The organism is bacterium (assembly GCA_017744355.1).
In the GTDB taxonomy this organism is placed as follows: domain Bacteria; phylum Cyanobacteriota; class Sericytochromatia; order S15B-MN24; family UBA4093; genus JAGIBK01.
In genome coordinates, this window is record JAGIBK010000002.1 from 580,498 (window position 1) to 596,129 (window position 15,632).

At 65.3% G+C, this 15,632-nt stretch carries 18 protein-coding genes; 6 read left to right on the forward strand and 12 right to left on the reverse strand.

Annotation, left to right across the window (positions count from 1 at the left end):
• Window positions 1-8: 8 nt before the first annotated feature.
• From J7643_08255 to J7643_08265, 3 genes are all read left to right on the forward strand, one after another.
• On the forward strand, window positions 9-473 hold the full coding sequence (locus J7643_08255; protein ID MBO9540568.1) for an Rrf2 family transcriptional regulator: 465 nt from the start codon (window positions 9-11) through the stop codon (window positions 471-473).
• Entirely contained in the window at window positions 451-1,392 is a 942-nt protein-coding gene (locus J7643_08260; protein MBO9540569.1) for an NAD(P)/FAD-dependent oxidoreductase, read from the forward strand. Before J7643_08255 ends, J7643_08260 begins: the two co-directional genes overlap by 23 nt.
• An 86-nt stretch (window positions 1,393-1,478) precedes the next feature.
• Window positions 1,479-2,093: a class I SAM-dependent methyltransferase gene (locus J7643_08265; protein ID MBO9540570.1), complete on the forward strand. Its 615-nt coding sequence runs from the start codon at window positions 1,479-1,481 to the stop codon at window positions 2,091-2,093.
• A gap of 30 nt (window positions 2,094-2,123) precedes the next feature.
• On the opposite strand, the gene J7643_08270 is transcribed toward J7643_08265, so the two are convergent.
• The gene (locus J7643_08270; GenBank protein MBO9540571.1) at window positions 2,124-2,471 is read right to left on the reverse strand and encodes a VOC family protein; all 348 of its coding nucleotides are present in this window, start codon (window positions 2,469-2,471) and stop codon (window positions 2,124-2,126) included.
• Window positions 2,472-2,610: 139 nt separating this feature from the next.
• On the opposite strand from J7643_08270, the gene J7643_08275 reads away from it, so the two are divergent.
• A complete protein-coding gene (locus J7643_08275) occupies window positions 2,611-2,958 on the forward strand; it encodes a DUF4180 domain-containing protein (GenBank protein ID MBO9540572.1) in 348 nt (115 codons plus the stop codon).
• Between the two features lie 63 nt (window positions 2,959-3,021).
• On the opposite strand, the gene J7643_08280 is transcribed toward J7643_08275, so the two are convergent.
• From J7643_08280 to J7643_08325, 10 genes are all read right to left on the reverse strand, one after another.
• Window positions 3,022-3,741, reverse strand: coding sequence for a YjjG family noncanonical pyrimidine nucleotidase (locus J7643_08280; protein MBO9540573.1), 720 nt, complete (start codon window positions 3,739-3,741; stop codon window positions 3,022-3,024).
• A 54-nt stretch (window positions 3,742-3,795) separates the two neighbouring features.
• The gene (locus tag J7643_08285) at window positions 3,796-4,272 is read right to left on the reverse strand and encodes a DMT family transporter (protein ID MBO9540574.1); all 477 of its coding nucleotides are present in this window, start codon (window positions 4,270-4,272) and stop codon (window positions 3,796-3,798) included.
• 26 nt (window positions 4,273-4,298) lie between these two features.
• Complete coding sequence (locus J7643_08290; protein MBO9540575.1) at window positions 4,299-4,997, reverse strand: cyclic nucleotide-binding domain-containing protein; 699 nt, start codon at window positions 4,995-4,997, stop codon at window positions 4,299-4,301.
• 42 nt (window positions 4,998-5,039) lie between these two features.
• A complete protein-coding gene (locus tag J7643_08295; GenBank protein MBO9540576.1) occupies window positions 5,040-5,465 on the reverse strand; it encodes a DMT family transporter in 426 nt (141 codons plus the stop codon).
• Between the two features lie 193 nt (window positions 5,466-5,658).
• Window positions 5,659-7,047: a DUF3370 family protein gene (locus J7643_08300; protein ID MBO9540577.1), complete on the reverse strand. Its 1,389-nt coding sequence runs from the start codon at window positions 7,045-7,047 to the stop codon at window positions 5,659-5,661.
• A 187-nt stretch (window positions 7,048-7,234) separates the two neighbouring features.
• Window positions 7,235-7,834, reverse strand: coding sequence for a nucleotidyltransferase family protein (locus J7643_08305; protein ID MBO9540578.1), 600 nt, complete (start codon window positions 7,832-7,834; stop codon window positions 7,235-7,237).
• Window positions 7,835-7,848: 14 nt separating this feature from the next.
• Window positions 7,849-10,074, reverse strand: coding sequence for a xanthine dehydrogenase family protein molybdopterin-binding subunit (locus J7643_08310; protein ID MBO9540579.1), 2,226 nt, complete (start codon window positions 10,072-10,074; stop codon window positions 7,849-7,851).
• Entirely contained in the window at window positions 10,071-11,066 is a 996-nt protein-coding gene (locus J7643_08315) for a xanthine dehydrogenase family protein subunit M (GenBank protein MBO9540580.1), read from the reverse strand. The genes J7643_08310 and J7643_08315 overlap by 4 nt, the downstream gene beginning before the upstream one ends.
• A gap of 18 nt (window positions 11,067-11,084) precedes the next feature.
• Complete coding sequence (locus J7643_08320) at window positions 11,085-11,591, reverse strand: (2Fe-2S)-binding protein (protein MBO9540581.1); 507 nt, start codon at window positions 11,589-11,591, stop codon at window positions 11,085-11,087.
• Window positions 11,592-11,688: 97 nt separating this feature from the next.
• Window positions 11,689-12,795, reverse strand: a complete 1,107-nt coding sequence (locus tag J7643_08325) for an XdhC family protein (GenBank protein MBO9540582.1) — start codon at window positions 12,793-12,795, stop codon at window positions 11,689-11,691.
• Between the two features lie 333 nt (window positions 12,796-13,128).
• Between J7643_08325 and J7643_08330 the strand changes: the two genes are divergently transcribed.
• A complete protein-coding gene (locus J7643_08330; GenBank protein MBO9540583.1) occupies window positions 13,129-13,887 on the forward strand; it encodes an SRPBCC family protein in 759 nt (252 codons plus the stop codon).
• Between the two features lie 13 nt (window positions 13,888-13,900).
• Window positions 13,901-15,067, forward strand: coding sequence for a glutathione-dependent formaldehyde dehydrogenase (locus tag J7643_08335; protein MBO9540584.1), 1,167 nt, complete (start codon window positions 13,901-13,903; stop codon window positions 15,065-15,067).
• Window positions 15,068-15,123: 56 nt separating this feature from the next.
• Here J7643_08335 and J7643_08340 read toward each other — a convergent pair whose 3' ends face one another.
• Window positions 15,124-15,609 (reverse strand): hypothetical protein, encoded by a 486-nt coding sequence (locus J7643_08340; protein MBO9540585.1) that lies wholly within the window; start codon window positions 15,607-15,609, stop codon window positions 15,124-15,126.
• Between the last annotated feature and the right edge of the window lie 23 nt (window positions 15,610-15,632).

Below are 15,632 nucleotides of genomic sequence, written 5' to 3' on the forward strand. Positions count from 1 at the left end.
ATAGTTACATGAAACGCGATAGCCGACTCTCATCCATGCTCCACATCCTGCTTCACATGGCGCAGGCCGGGCGGCAGCTCACGTCTGAAGAGCTCGCACGCATGCTGCATACGAATCCTGTGCTGGTCCGCCGGACGCTGGCAGGACTGCGGGAGCGCGGCCTCGTGTCGGCCGAAAAGGGCCATGGCGGTGGCTGGGTCATCGCGCGTGCCCTCGATGCCATCACGCTTTACGACGTGTACGAGGCCCTCGGCGAACCGGAGATCTTCGCACTCGGCCACCGAAGCGAGGAGTCCCAATGCCTCGTCGAGCAAGCGGTGAACGCGTCCTTGGACCAAACGTTCGCAGAAGCAAAGGCCATCATTCTTACACAGTTGCGCGGGGTGACACTTGCCGTGCTATCGGAAGACTTCAACCGGCGCTATCCAAGCGCACACCATGGGAGGTTCCATGTCCCTGACTCCGAACCCTGATTGGACAGCCCTTTACGACGTGACGATCGTCGGCGGGGGGCCTGCCGGACTCTCTGCTGCCTTGATTCTTGGGCGCGCGCGTAAGCGGGTGCTGCTCTTGGATGCCGGCACCCCGCGGAATGCCCGCGCGCACGAGGTCCATGGCTTCGTCACACGCGATGGGACGCCCCCGGCCGAGTTCCGGCGCCTCGCGCATGAGCAACTCGCGGCTTACCCTTCGGTCGCACGTGCCAGCCAGTTGGTCGAGCGCATCACGGGCGAAGTGGATGCCTTCCACCTGCAACTCCAAGAGGGAACGAGCGTTCGATCCCGCCGGATCCTCCTCGCGCTGGGGATGGTCGATGTCTTGCCGGAGCTACCCGGCTACCGCGAGCTTTGGGGAAGCTCGCTCTTCCAGTGCCCGTATTGTCACGCCTGGGAGGAGCAAGACAAGGCGTTCGGCTTCCTCGCGCCAGGGCCGGAGAAGCTGGAGTTCGGCGCCTTCTTGTTGGGTTGGACACCGGATGTCACCGTCTTTACGGATGCTCGGTTCGAGGTGCCTTCGGCAATTCGCGATCGCCTCGAAGCGACGGGCGTCCGCCTCGAAGAGCGCCCCATTCGCCGCCTTGTTGCCAGGCCTGGGGATGACGTTCACGGCGATCGCCTGGAGGCCGTCGAGTTGGTCGATGGGACGCGCATTGCCCGCGAGGTCCTCTTCGTTCGGCCCCCGCAGCGCCAGACGGCGCTCGTCGAGGCGATGACCCTGGCGCTCGACCAAAATGGTTTCGTTCAAGTCGATGCACGCCAGGAAACATCCTGTCGGGGGATCTTTGCCGCGGGGGACCTGACGACGCAGATGCAGTCGGCCATGATCGCGGCTGCTGCGGGTTACCAGGCCGCGGCAATGCTGAACCACGATCTGACGTTCGGCCCACAGTGAGCGATCGCAACGCCTGACACGGACAATCGTTCGGGGGCCTGCATGGCCTCTTCCCGGTTGCTTCGATACGACACGAAGGAGAGGGTATGGACCAAGGATTTGATGCGGCGTTCTGGGACCGGATGTACAGTCACCGTCATGCAGCGGCGCACAGTGAGGCGAATCCCTTCTTGGCTCAAGAAATTGAGGGCCTCGAGCCCGGGACGGCCTTGGATGTTGGTTGCGGCGAGGGCTCGGATGCGATCTGGCTCGCGAACCGCGGATGGCGCATGACGGCGGTCGATTTCTCGAACGTTGCGCTCGATCGCGCTCGCGCAGCCGATGCGGATCACCAGGTGAGCTGGGTTCAAGCCGACATGCTCGTTTGGCAGCCGCCAGCGGACGCATACGACTTGGTTTCGCTGCATTACGTGCACGTCCCACCTGCCGAGCGCGCGGCGCTCTTTGGGCGGCTCGCTCAGGCCGTACGGCTAAAAGGCACGCTGCTCATGGTCGCCCATCACTCTTCCGATCGAGAGACCACGATCGGCCGGCCACCGGTCCCCGACCTGTACTTCACGGCAGAGGAGGTGGCAGCATTGCTAGCTCCCGGTAGCTGGGAGATCCTCTTCAGCGGCACGCGACCGCAAAATGTCACGGACCGGGCGGGACGCCCCATCACCATTCAGGACATGGTGTTGAAGGCGCGACGTATCGCGTGAGCCTGTGCGTCGTTCTCGCTTACGTGCTGCCTAGGAGTCCGACCACACGGCCAGTTCATTGCCCGCAGGGTCCTGGAAGTGGAAGCGGCGCCCACCCGGGAAGGCGAAGATGGGCACGGTGATGGTGCCGCCCGCGGCGCGCACCTTGGTCTCCATGGCCTCGAGATCCGTGGCGTACATGATGACGAGGGGTTTGGTGAGCGGGGTCTCGGGCGTGGCGTCGAAGCCGCCGTCGAGGCCGGCGGATGGATCGAGCGCCGCGTACGTCGGACCGTAGTCGATGAAAGACCAGCCGAAGGCCGTGGCGTAAAACTGTTTCACGACCGGAAGGTCGGTCGCTGGGAACTCGACGTAATCAATCTTGCCGTCCTGGCGCATGGGGAGACTCCTTGATGCCGTTGCTGTCTGCCCCCACATTGTACCGCCCGATGCTGCCTATCGCTCGATTGTGTCCAGGGATCCGGGAACGGTACAATTCTAGCTGGCTTGCATACGCTTCTGAATCGAAGGAGGGGCAATGAAGGCAACCCTGGTGAACAGCGAGAAAGGGAGCATCTCCCTGATTGAAGAACTCGCGCTCCCCCTTCGGACCGGAGCGGATCTGCTCGAGGTCCTGATGAACAGTCCGAGCGATACCGTCGCCCTCAAGGCAGCATACCTGGACGCGCAATTCTTCGAACTGCGAACGGGCGTTGCGGGCGACATGCTGCAGAAAGTCTCCAACTACAAAATGCGGCTCATCGTCCTTGGCGACTTCACGGAGGTGACGAGTCAGAGCCTTCGGGACTTCATCTGGGAGAGCAACAAGCGGGGTCAGGTGGTCTTCACCGATACGCTGGAAAGCGCCATCAGCAAGCTGAAGTAAGCACCAGGCCTCAAGTCGGAAATCCGGCTCGCGCGCTACTTGGTGGTGATGCGCTTTCGCGCGTTACCGAATCGGCATCTGGCTGGATGGGCGGCCCGCTCCCAGGATCCGAGGCAACTCGTCGAGCTCTCGAATCTCGTAGGTCGGCACCACCGCGCTGGCGTTGGGCTTTGCGCCGGGGTTGAACCAGCAGGTGTCCAGGCCCGCGCCGTGTCCGCCCTGAATGTCCGCGCTCAAGGAGTCGCCGATGATCAGGGTTTCCTTGGCTGAAAAGCCCGGAATGCGCGCGAAGACGTAGTCGAAGTACTGCTTCATCGGTTTGTGATAGCCCGTGTCTTCCGACACGAAGATGCCCTTGAACAGCGGGTGCAGCCCCGATCCCCGCAGGCGCTTGTCCTGAATGTGAGAAACGCCGTTGGTGACGAGGTACAGGTGGTAGTCGGCCTGCAGGTCGACGATCAGCTCGAGTGCCCCGTTCACGAGCTGATTGCCCGCTTCGAGGTGACGGCTGAAGCTCCTGTCCAGCTCCGCGCCGTCGACCTCTCGACCGAATTCCAGGAACAGGCGCGAGTGGCGCGAGTGCAGCACCTCATCGCGCGTGATGACGCCTCTCTCGAAGGAGTGCCAGAGCTCCTGGTTGATACGCCGATAGGCGGCTTCCGTTTCCGGCGTGAAGGGAAACGCGTGTTCCTCGAACAACAAGCGCAAGGCCAGGCGCTCGGCCGCACCGAAGTCCAGCAGCGTGTCATCCACATCAAACAGCAAATTGCGGTATTTCTTCACGAGCGTTTCTCCCTGGGTATCGTCGAGTGAGTATCCGGCATGAGGGGTGTGGCGTCAGCGGACGCCGGCTGGCTCGGGGGACGTGGCGGACTTTTGCGTACCGCACAGCTTGAAGACGAGCACGCCGCCGACGATGACCAGCACCCCGAGCAGCCGTTTGGGCGAAATGGGGACCGGGGCCATTCCCAACCAACCCATACCGTCCCACAACACGGCAAAGGCGAGCTGGGCGGCCATCACGATCGAGACGGCATAGGTGGGGCCCAACCGCCTGATGCTCTGCACCAGGCCGATGACCACGCCGACCCCAAGAATCCCGCTGCCCCAGTACCAGGGCTGCATGCCCTTCAGGGCAAACATCTGCGGACCCTCTAGGACCAACCCGAGCACCAGTGACGCCAGGGCGCCGAGGCCCAGCACCCATGCGGTGGTGGCCCACGAGCTGACGTGCTCGTTCACCTTGCTGTTGAAGATATTCTGCACGCTGACCAGCGAACCGGCGATGAGTGCTGATAACAGGCCCGACAGCATTCGTTTTCTCCCTACGCGGTCATGTCCTACTCGTAGATGTTGCGACCGGCCAGTGCGCTCAACCGGTCCCGGTCCTTGACGCGGATGCCTCCGCGGTGACGCTCGATCACGTCCTCGGCGCAGAACTGACGGATGATCCGGTTCAGGTGCCGGTAGCTGGTGCCGATCAGGTTTGCCGTATCGGTCAGGTGGACGGCGCTCATTGATCCGTCGAGCGGCGCGTCGGCCTCGTCGAACGAGACGGATAGCAAGTAGCTCGCCAGGCGTACCTCTGCGGGATGCATCAGGTTGAAGCTCATGGCGTTTGCCATGTGGTAGAACTTCGCGGCGATGGTCGTCAGCAAGAACTGCAGCAACGGCGCATGGTCGCTCGCGTAGGCCTTCAGCCACTGGTAATGCACCCCGATCATCGAGACGGGCGAGACGGCTTCGACCGTGTTGAGGATGTTCTCCCGATGGACGTACTCGATGTCGCCCATCAAGTCGAGCGGCTTCTTGAACGAGAGAATGAGCGACCTGCCCTCCGCCGAGGTGTTGAAGACCTTTACCTTGCCCTTGACGAGAACGTACAGGGTTTCAGCGGGTGCCCCCTGGGAGCAGATGAGATCGCCTCGCTCGAAGTCGTAGAGGGCCAGATGCGGTTGCAGGCGCTCAGGGAAGACGGATGTGATCCGATGAGCCTGCAGGTATTGATTCAGTTGTGCGCTGTCTTTGACTTCTCTCAAGGCTCGTTATCACCCCCCTCTTGCGCTCGGCGTTGCGTGCATTCATCCCCTCAGCATCACGACGCCTGCGATCATCATGGCGATGCCGATGAACTGCGGCAGCCGTATCGCCTGCTTCACGACGCCGAACCAGCCGTTCAGGTCAACCAGGACCGTCAGGCTCAACTGGGCGATCAGGAGCACGGCGACCGTCATGGTAACACCGATCTGTTGAACCGCTGTGACGCTGCTGAACACGATCACAGCCCCCAAGGCACCCCCCGTCAAGTACAACGGCTTCACCTGCCTGAACGGATGCCAGGCGCTTTCGCGCAGGGCGATCGCGATCGCCAACGCCACGAGGAAACCGGTCAACTGTGTCAACGCCGCGGTCTGCCATACGCCGATGTCGTGGCCGATCCGCGCGTTGGCCACGCCTTGCAGCATGAGGCAGGCGCCGCCCAACAAGGCAAATAAGATCCCTGGCATGGTGTTCCCCCTGAATCGGTGACTTTCTGATTAAAGACGCGATCCACGCAGCTCGAATAGGACATGTGTCCTGAACCAGCCGGAACCCCAGGGCTTCAGATGGCCGTGCCATCTTTCGCGGCGGCCAGAACGGGGGCAAGACGGTGTCCTTTACGCGGTTATTGGGCGTTCAGGGGCGGCGAGGGTGAAGTACTCAAATGCGTCCGACCATCAGCATCTGGGGCGGGGTGCAGTCCGCCGGATAGATGAGGGTCAGGCGCGGTTCGAGGCGCGAGCGTCCCGGCACCGTGATTGTTTCGAAGGGTGCAAGGTCTTCGCCGTCATGCAGGACCAGGTGGCGAAAGCGGGTCTGCGTCACGCCCTTCTCATCCTGCCATTCGAGCCGCACCTGGCCTCGGAAGTGGATACGTCGGCCTTCGGGTGGGGCGAAGCTGAGCGTGGCGCCTTCTTGGAGTTTCAGGGGGCTGGAGAGCCCGAGCGTGAAGCTACGCGGCGCGTCATCGGGATTGTCGAGCGGAATGGTGAGGTTGTAAGTCACCCCATAGTTGCCATGCGCCTGGTAAGCCGTGTCCGGGTAGCGTTTGCGCATGGGCGCGCTCTGGATCTGACCGGTGCCCAGGTGGTTGAGGACCACGCTCGCGATGGGGAAGCCTACGCGCTCGCCAGGAGCGGGCAAGGCAGGCCCACTCGGCCCAAAGAGGGTGCCCGTCCAGCGATCGCCCTGGCTGATGCCACCGACCCGCCCGTAGCGAAAGGCGCCGCCGGTCGGCGGCTGGGCCGGGTCGTAGGCCGTCGGGGCCGAGTCCCGGGGGCCTGCGAGGCGCTTGGCGTTGATGGCCGCCTGGACCATCCCGAGATCCGGCACCTGGTTCGGCGGAGCCAAAACGGCAACCTCGGTGAGGTAGACGGGGCCGTCGCTTTCCAGGTGCAGCAGGGTGGAGCGCTCGTTACGGCCAGCCGTGACGTCGGGGCTGATCGCCCAGGTGGCGAGCAAGGCACTGGTGTTCGGCCCTACCGTGCGGCTGTCCTGGCTCGTCAGGCCGTGCAGAAATTCGGTGGCGACGCGATCGCCCGGCCCCGCGTAGATGGTGCCCGTCGGATCGTCCAGCAAGGACTCGAGTGCCTTGAAGGGCGCCTCCGGGCGCGTGACACGACTCGCGCCGCGTTGCTGGCGGAGCGTCACGGTGCGATCCGTGTGGTTGTGGGCGACCAGCACCAGGTGCAGGACCTGCGTGCTGCCGACGAAAACGTCGGCGAGGTGGTGCGAGAAGACGCTGAACCGACCTTCGAAGGCATGGTCCAAGAAAACGCCCGCGTCATCGGAGCCAGCCGGCGGCAAGCTGGAGAGCGTAATGCCTGCCTCGTGGATCAGCTCCGGGCTGTTGCTGTTGAAGACCGGCACGTCATCCAGCCCGCCTGGCAGGGCATGGACGCGAAATGGGCCGCTCACGGGTCGCGCCGCCGGCAGGCTGCCGGGACCACTGAGCGGGAGAACCGCGCAGGCATGCAGGAGCAGCACCAGGCCCAGCGCGGGCCAAAGCCGATGCGCGTAGCGGGGGGATGAGGCGAGCGGAGTGTTCATAGGCATGTAGATACGAGATGAGATAGCCAGTGTCCAGTTCCGAGTAGAGGGGGCTCTTGGCGATGCCCAGGAGCAACATTCCCTCGCTCCTAGTAGCTGACGATTTCGGCTGCGCGGAAGTTCGAAAAGTTGGAAGCGTGGCCAAACGAAGTGTCGAAGCGACAGGGCAGGATCCAGCCTTTTCGGTTCAACGCCTAAAGTTTGAGTTTGGCTCGTACAGACGCGCCAGGTCTTCCGCCAGGTCCACGTCGAAATCTCCACCAGGAAGCGGAACGCTTGCGATCGTGGCGCTTGCGTGACGGATCACGTGACGGGCCCCATGGGGCCCTTCGAGTTTCAAGAGCGTCGGAAAGTGCTCCTGGCCGAAGAGGGCCGGCACCCCGTATGTCTCATCGTAAGCCGAGGTGACGATGGAGTGCGCGCCGCGTTGGTGAAGCCGTACCAACGCGGCAAGGTGAGCCGAGGTGACGGCCGGCTGATCCACCAGCATCACAATTACAGCGCTCAGAGATGGGTGGCTGGCGAGTAGCGCCCCGAGGCCCGCCGAGAGCGATCGCCCCTGTCCTGCGTTCCAGCCTGGCTCGACGATGACCGCGACCTCAAGATCCGAGATCTCGCGCGCCATGCGTTCGGCCTCGTAGCCGAGAACCACCGCCACGGGGCGGCAAGGCGAGGCCAGGGCCACCTCGGCCATGTGGCGCAGGAGGGTCGCCCCGTGAAAGGGCAGCAGTTGCTTGGGGTGTCCGAGCCGGGTGGAGGCTCCTGCCGCCAGGAGCACGAGGCCAATGCCCGGGGGTGTGCTCAAAGCAGCTTCTCCACCGTGATGGGCAGGTCTCGGATGCGTTTGCCCGTCGCGTGGAACACCGCGTTGGCGATCGCAGCCCCCGCCCCCACGATGCCCAATTCGCCGACTCCCTTCACCCCCAGGGGATTCACGTACGGGTCCTCCTCCGGCACGAAGAAGGCCTCGATGTGGGGGATATCCAGGTGGACCGGGATCAAGTAGCTGGCAAGGTCCGCGTTCATGACGCGTCCCCAGCGCGGATCGCGCACCCCTTCCTCCATCAGGGCGAGGCCGATGCCCATGGTGATGCCGCCCAGCATCTGGCTTCGGGCGGTCTTCGGGTTGAGGATTCGTCCCGCGGCGAAGGCGCCGACAAACCGCGTGACCCTGACGGTTCCAAGGTCGGGGTCGACCTTGACCTCGGCAAACTGCGCGCCGAAGGCGTGCGAGGACCAGCGGTTCTCCTCGTCGCCGGGAACGGAGCGGCGCTCTGCCACAACGGCAGGAAGGCCGTTTCGCCTCAGCAAGTCGCCAAAGGCCTCGCGGCGCTCTGGTGAATCGGTATGAACCAGATGCCCCGCCGAGGCAACGAGCTTGTTCGGATCCGCTTCGTGCAAGGGCGAGGCGGGATCGCGCCGTGCCAGGTCTCGAAGCTGATCGAGTGCGGCCTTGGAGGCGAACGCCACGGCGGCGCTCACGCTGGCGGTGGTCTGGGAACCGCCGGCGACGGGGGCCTCGGGCAGGTCCGAATCGCCGAGCTCGAAGCGAACCCGATCCGGCGGCAGGCCCAGCATGTCGGCCGCCACCTGCGTCAATACCGTGTAGGCGCCGGTCCCTAGATCGTGAGCGGCGCTCTGGACCAGGGCCCTGCCGTCTTCGTCGATGCGCACGCGGGCGGCTGCTTGCGAGCGATACGTCGGGTAGGTCGCCGTGGCCATGCCCCAGCCAACCTGCAAGTGGCCATCGCGCATGCTCCCCGGCCTCGGGTCCCGTTGCGCCCAGCCAAAGCGCTCAGCCCCCTGCTGGTAGCAGGCGCGAAGCTCCTTGCTCGACCAGGGCAGGTCTCGGACCTCGTCGCGCTCGGCGTAGTTTGCCAGGCGCAGCGCGAGCGGATCCATGCCCAAGGCGTACGCAAGCTCGTCCATGGCCGACTCCAGCGCAAAGCTGCCCGTTGCTTCGCCCGGGGCGCGCATGTAGGTCGGCATCTGGGTGTCCAGGTCCACGACCCGGTGCCTCACCCATACGTTGGGACAGGAATAGAGCATCCGGGTCGTCTGCCCCACGGGCTCGACGAAGGTCCCCAGGGCAGAGACCCCGTTGGTGCCGTCGTGGCCGATCGCCGTGAGCCTGCCATCTTTCGTGGCTCCTAGCCGAACGCGCTGGTGCAGGGTGGGGCGAAAGCCAATCAGCCCGAACATCTGAGCACGCGTTACCGCGAGCTTCACCGGCCTCCCCACCGCCCGAGCGGCGAGGGCGGCACACACCACGTGCGGCCAGGTCATGCCCTTGCAGCCGAAGGCGCCGCCGACGAAGGGCGAAACCACCCGGACTTGCTCGGGCTTCAGGTCGAGGGTCCGCGCGAGTACGGCCCGGACGCCATACACCCACTGGGTGGCGTCGTGGACGGTGAGGTGATTCCCCTCCCAGCTGGCGATGGTGGTATGAGGCTCGATGGGGTTGTGGTGCTCCCAGGGGATCGTGTAGGTGGCGTCGATTCGCGTGTTGGCAGCATGCCAGCCGGCCTCGAAGTCGCCACGCTTGGTATCCGGGTCCTCACCGAAGATCTGGTCCGGTGGATAGGCCTCATTCAAGTGGGCCGCCAGGTCCAACCGAGGGGCGCGTGCTTCCACCTCTAGGCGGATCAAGGCGGCGGCTTCGGTCGCTTGCTCCAGGGTCTCGGCCACCACCACAGCGACCGGCTGCCCCGCATAGTGGATCTCCGCGTCCCACAGCACGGTGAGCGTGTCGGGCGAGTAGGTGTGGTCCGTACGATGGGGCGTGAACTGGGATGGCTTGGCGTGTGGGGAATGCGCGTTGCGATGGGTCACGATCGCAAGGACGCCCGGGGCGCTGGCAGCAGCCGAGATGTTGAGGGACGTGAGGCGCCCCGGCCCGACCGGGCTTGTCACCAGGACGCCGTGGGCGAGGCCCGTGAGATCCCAATCGCCGGCGTAGCGGGCGGTGCCGGTCACCTTCTGGCGGCCGTCGACCCGGTCCAATGGGGTCCCGATGCTGGGAGTCATGCACGGCCTCCTTTCGATGCGGCGACCTCGCTCAGGGCGCGAACCAAGGTCTTGCGAGCAAGCGCCACCTTGAAGCGATTGTCCCGTCGGGGAGAGGCGCTTGCCAGTTCAGCCTGGGCTGCGCGCTCGAACGCCTCGGTGGTCGCAGGAGCACCCGTTAGCGCCGCTTCGGCCGCTCTTGCCCGCCAAGGCACGGTCCCCACGCCGCCGAGCGCCACGCGTGCTTGGTGGATTCTCCCGTCCTGCACGTCCAGGGCGACGGCCGCCGAGGCGAGGGCGAACTCGTAGGTGGCCCGATCCCGCACCTTGAGGTAGCGCGAGCCCTCGCCGAAAGAGAGTGCCGGCAGCTCGAGCGCCACGATGAACTCGCCGTGCGCGAGTACCGTTTCTCGGTGCGGGGTTGCGCCCGGTTGCAGGTAAAATTCGTCGATCGGGATCCGGCGTTCGCCCTGGGGGCCTCGGACCACGATGATGGCTTCGAGGGCCACAAGCGCCACGGCCATATCCGAGGGGTGGGTTGCAAAGCAGGCTTCGCTCGTGCCCAGGATCGCATGGGAGCGGTGGGTGCCTTCTTTCGCTGAGCAGCTCTCTCCGGGCGTGCGCTTGCCACAAGGGGCGTGGGTGTCGCGAAAATACAGGCAGCGGGTTCGCTGCAGCAAGTTGCCGCCGAGCGTGGCCATGTGCCGGAGCTGAGGCGAAGCCCCCGAGAGGATGGCCTCGGCGAGCATGGGGTAGCGCGCCTGCACGCGCGCGTCCGCGGCCACGTCGCTGTTGCGCGCGAGGGCCCCCAGGCGCATCCCCCCGCGCTGGTCGAGCAGCGCGGTTTCCGCCAGCCGCGAAATGTCGATCAGGACATCGGGTGTTTCGACACCGAGCTTCATGAGGTCGAGGAGGCTGGTGCCACCGGCCAGGAACGCCCCTCGTGGCTGCTCGGCGAGGGTGGCGAGGGCGACATCGGCCGTGGTGGCGCGTCCGTAGGCAAAGGTCTGCATGGTGGGCTCCTTGTCGCGTCAGGCTTGGTCGCGTACGTCGCGGATGGCGGCCAGGATGTTGGGGTAGGCGCCACACCGGCAGAGGTTGCCGCTCATGCCTTCACGGATGGCCGCGTCGTCGTGGGGACGGCCCTCCGAGAGGAGCCCCATTGCCGAGCACAACTGCCCGGGGGTGCAGAAGCCGCACTGAAAGGCGTCATGCGCCAAGAAGGCCGCCTGGAGCGGGTGGAGCCGCTCACCATCTGCCAGCCCCTCCACGGTGGTGATCCGGGTGTCCTGTACCGACATGGCAAGGCTCAGACAACTGAGGGTCCTTCGTCCGTCCACCAGGACCGTGCATGCGCCGCATTGGCCATGGTCGCAGCCCTTCTTGGTCCCGGTGAGGTGCAGACGCTCTCTCAGGGCATCGAGCAAGGTCACCCGAGGCTCCAGGCTCAGGGTATGGTCTTGCCCGTTGACGTGGAGCGTCACCTTAGCAGGACCCTCGATCAGGGTGAAGGCGGCTGCCGGTAAGCGGGTGGGCATTCGCTCTTCGAGAGGGCGTAGACCGGGGCTTTCGCTGGCGAATTCGCGCTCGTCGTCGGCTGAAGGTTCGGTTGGCACAGGCACCTCCGCATGGGCACTAAGGGACGAGGGGACGATCGTGGATGGAGCCGTTGCGCTCTCGCAGGAAGCCGCCTCGACGACCGGCGAGGACGGCGCGAATCTCGGCGCAGATGGCAAGCGCGACCTCTTCGGGGGACTCTGCGCCAAGGTCGAGGCCAACGGGCGCATACAGCGCGTGCGAGGAGGGACTTGCGGCAGGCAAGCCGTCCAGTAGGCGTGCGGTGCGCTTTCTGGGACCCATCACCCCCAAGTAGGCGATCGGAGTGGCAAGGAGGGATTCGAGCAAGGCGCGATCCGCTGTCAGGGAGTGGGACATGACCACCGCGGCGGTCCGCTCGTCCAGTTCGACGTGCGCGGTGAGGTCTTGCGGGGCCAAACAAAGTAGACGGTCGGCTGAAGGCATCAGCTCGGGGGTCAGCCGACCTTGGCGATGGTCCACTACTGTGACGTGCCAGCCCAGGAGGCGGGCCTGCTCGGCAAGGGCGATCGCATCCGCCCCGATGCCGCAGATGATGAGCGAGACGGGCGGCACGAGCCCTTCCACGCTGAGCCAGGTGCCGCACGGCAGCTGCCGGCTGCGATGCATCGAGCGTCCCGTCCGCCGGATTGCCGAGAGGACCTCCGAGGCTTCGTGGTGGGCCGCCTCGACCGCGCTGCCTGCGGCGCCTTCGCCTTCACTCCCGCCCTCTCGGATCAGCCAACGGCCCACCAGCGGCGATTCACCTTCGACCCAGGCGGTGGCGATGGCGCCACAGCCACGGTGGTGCAGGAGCTGTGCGAGGAAGGCCAGATGGCGTGAGGTGCTCGGCAGTGATAGAGGCTCGAGCAGGATCCTGACGTGACCGTCGCAGCCGAGGCCGAGCCCGAACACCGGGTCATCATCCGTGTGGTACGTGACAAGCCGTGAGGTCGCGATCGCGATTGCTTGCTTGGCGTGCTCGGCCACGTCGCTTTCCAGGCAGCCAGCACTCACCCCGCCCACGATCGTGCCATCTGCGTGGATCAGCATGCGAGCACCCGGCCGACGGAAGCCCGAGCCTTCGAGATGAACCACGGTCGCGAGCGCCGAGCGGCGCGGGTCGATGCTGTTCAGTGCCAAGAGGATGCGCTGGATTTCAAGCATGGCCATCCCCTTTGAATCGCGCTGAGACGAGGGAGTGGTTGTTATTGTTTATTTATGAAGTTTTTAAAAGTAAATGTCAAGGAAGCCTGGGAAGCCCTATTGCCCTTTGCTTTCCTTCAGCAAGGATGCGGTGGCCGAACTCTCTTGAAAACATTCGTCGTGCGGTACGAACGACGGGCGTTGGCTGCGTTTGCCACTGTTGAGCCGAACGACCCGTTGTCGTGTCCCGGAGGATTCGATGCTCTAATGGCGCCGACGGCTCAGAGGGGAGCAGGGGGCCTCATGGTCGCCGGGATCCCCGGCGATGGCCGAGGACTGAAAGGAGGGGCGGACATGCAGAGCCCACGGGTAGCACAGCAACCGGAAGCACGCATCAAACCCGCAACCACCACACCGCTCTCTTGGCGCGCGGGCCTCGAAGACGGTCGGTTGTGGCGCGCAGGGGCCATCCTCCTCGGGGGCGCCTTGTTGACGGGCGGTTTGAGGCGGCGCTCTTTCGGGGGCCTCGTGTTGGCGTTCGCCGGCGAAGAGTTGATTCGGCAAGGGGTGAGCGGCAAGAGCTACTTGTTCCAGGCCGTGAGCGAGCGTCTCAAGCCAGGCGAAGTGGTCGAGATCGCAAGCGCGGTGACCATCGGTAAGTCGGCCGACGAGGTGTACCGGCGCTGGCGCAAACCCGGCACCATGCAGCAGATCTTGGGTGGGGTCGTCACCGTGACGGAGCTCGACGGCAATCGCGCGCATTGGCGTCTGAACGGCCCGCTGGACACCCGATTGGAATGGGACATGGCGCTCGTGGAGGACAGGCCGGGCGAGCGGGTGCGGTGGAAGGCCTCCTCTGAGGCGCGGGTGCCCGTGGAGGCTCTGGTCGAGTTTCGAGCGGCACCCGCCAATCAAGGCACCGAGGTCCTCTTGCGCCTCACCATGGCCCCGCCCGGGGCGGCGATCGCCCAGCAGGTCGTGAAGGTCCTGGGCGTCGTGCCGAGTGCGATCGAGGGCAAGGTGCTGCGGCGCTTCAAGAGCCTCGTCGAGACCGGCGAGATCCCCACCACGCGCCGGCAGCCCGCGTGTCGCGGCGACGGCCGCGACGAGTGAGGAGGAACGACCCATGCGCGCACTCTGCTGGCACGGCGTGAACGATTTGCGGGTGGGCCGGGTGGCCGATCCCGAGATCCTCAACCCTCACGACGTCATCCTGCGGGTGACCATGAGCGCCACGTGCGGCTCCGACCTGCACTTCATCGACGGCTTCCTGCCCACCATGCGCGAGGGGGACGTGATCGGCCACGAGTTCATGGGTGAGGTCGTGGAGACGGGCCCCGAGGTGCGCAAAGTGAAGAAGGGCGATCGCGTGGTGGTCCCCTCCTGCATCGCATGCGGCGGCTGCTGGTATTGCGAGCACGACCTCTTCTCGCTCTGCGACAACACGAACCCCCGCTGGGAGCTTCAAGAGCCGCTGCTCGGATACCCGACCGCCGGCATCTTCGGCTACACGCACGCCTTCGGCGGGTACGCGGGCTCTCACGCCGAGTACGTTCGGGTCCCGTTCGCCGATAACGGCTGCTTCAAGGTTCCCGAGGGCTTGCGCGACGACCAGGTGATTTTCATCTCGGATGCGGTCCCCACGGGCTACATGGGGGCCGACTTCTGCAACATCCAGCCCGGTGACGTGGTCGCGGTCTGGGGTTGCGGGGGCGTGGGCCTCATGGCTCAGAAGAGCGCGTTCCTGCTCGGGGCCGAGCGGGTGATTGCGATCGATCGTTTCCCCGAGCGCTTGCGCCTGGCGCGCGAGCAGATCGGGGCCGAGACCCTGAATTACGAGGAAGTGGATGTCGTCGAGGCCCTGCGGGAGATGACCGGTGGGCGCGGACCCGACGCCTGCATCGACGCCGTCGGCATGGAAGCCCACGGCACCACCCTCGACTACACCGTCGATCGGGTCAAACAGGCGCTGCACGTGGTCACCGATCGCGGCCCGGCCCTACGCCAGGCGATCCTGGCGTGCCGGAAGGGTGGCACCTTGTCGGTGCTAGGGGTTTACGGCGTGATGGACACCTTCCCCATGGGGGCCCTCATGAACAAGGGGCTCACGGTTCGTACCGCTCAGCAGCACGGCCACCACTACGTGCCGCGTTTGCTCGAACTTGCCGCCGAGGGGAAGCTCGATTCGTCCTTCCTGCTCACGCACCGGCTCTCACTGGACGAGGCCCCGCACGGCTACGACCTCTTCAAGCACAAGGAGGACGGTTGCGTGCGCGCGGTCTTCGTCCCCTAGTCCGAAATCGGACGATGAGCGGGTCGGCATGCCGACCCGCTCATCGCGCGTGCTGCCTAGCGCGAACGCGTGCCCTTGGCCGCGAATCCGCCCACGTCGAAGAGCAGCACGAGCTCTTGGGCGGTCTTGGCGTAAAGGACGTAGGTCCCTTGGGCGTTTTTCACCTCGAAGTAGCGCACATCGGGCTGGGCGAACCAGGGCTTGAGGGCGCGGAGCTTGCCGGTCGTGCGGCCCCAGCGGTAGTCCCCGGAGGGCTTGATCACGAGCCGGTTCAGGTCGGCCCCCGGCGTGATGCGCCGGTACAAGTTGGCTTCCTTGCTGAAGTAGGTCACGGCCGCGGGGATGCGCAGGTCCCAGGTCCCCGTCAGGTCGGCATCCGGCTTCAGGGCGGGGCTCAAACGCTCATTTTCGAGGGATCGGCGCTCGGTGGTGGGGGCTGATGACCAGTCCTGGGTCTTGGTGGCCGGTGCCCATTGTTCGGCCGCAAGGGCCGGCGCGGCGGTGAGAAGACCCAGGAGCAGCGTCGCGTAACGAGCGTTCATGGGGGCTCCTTCTTTATGACGGA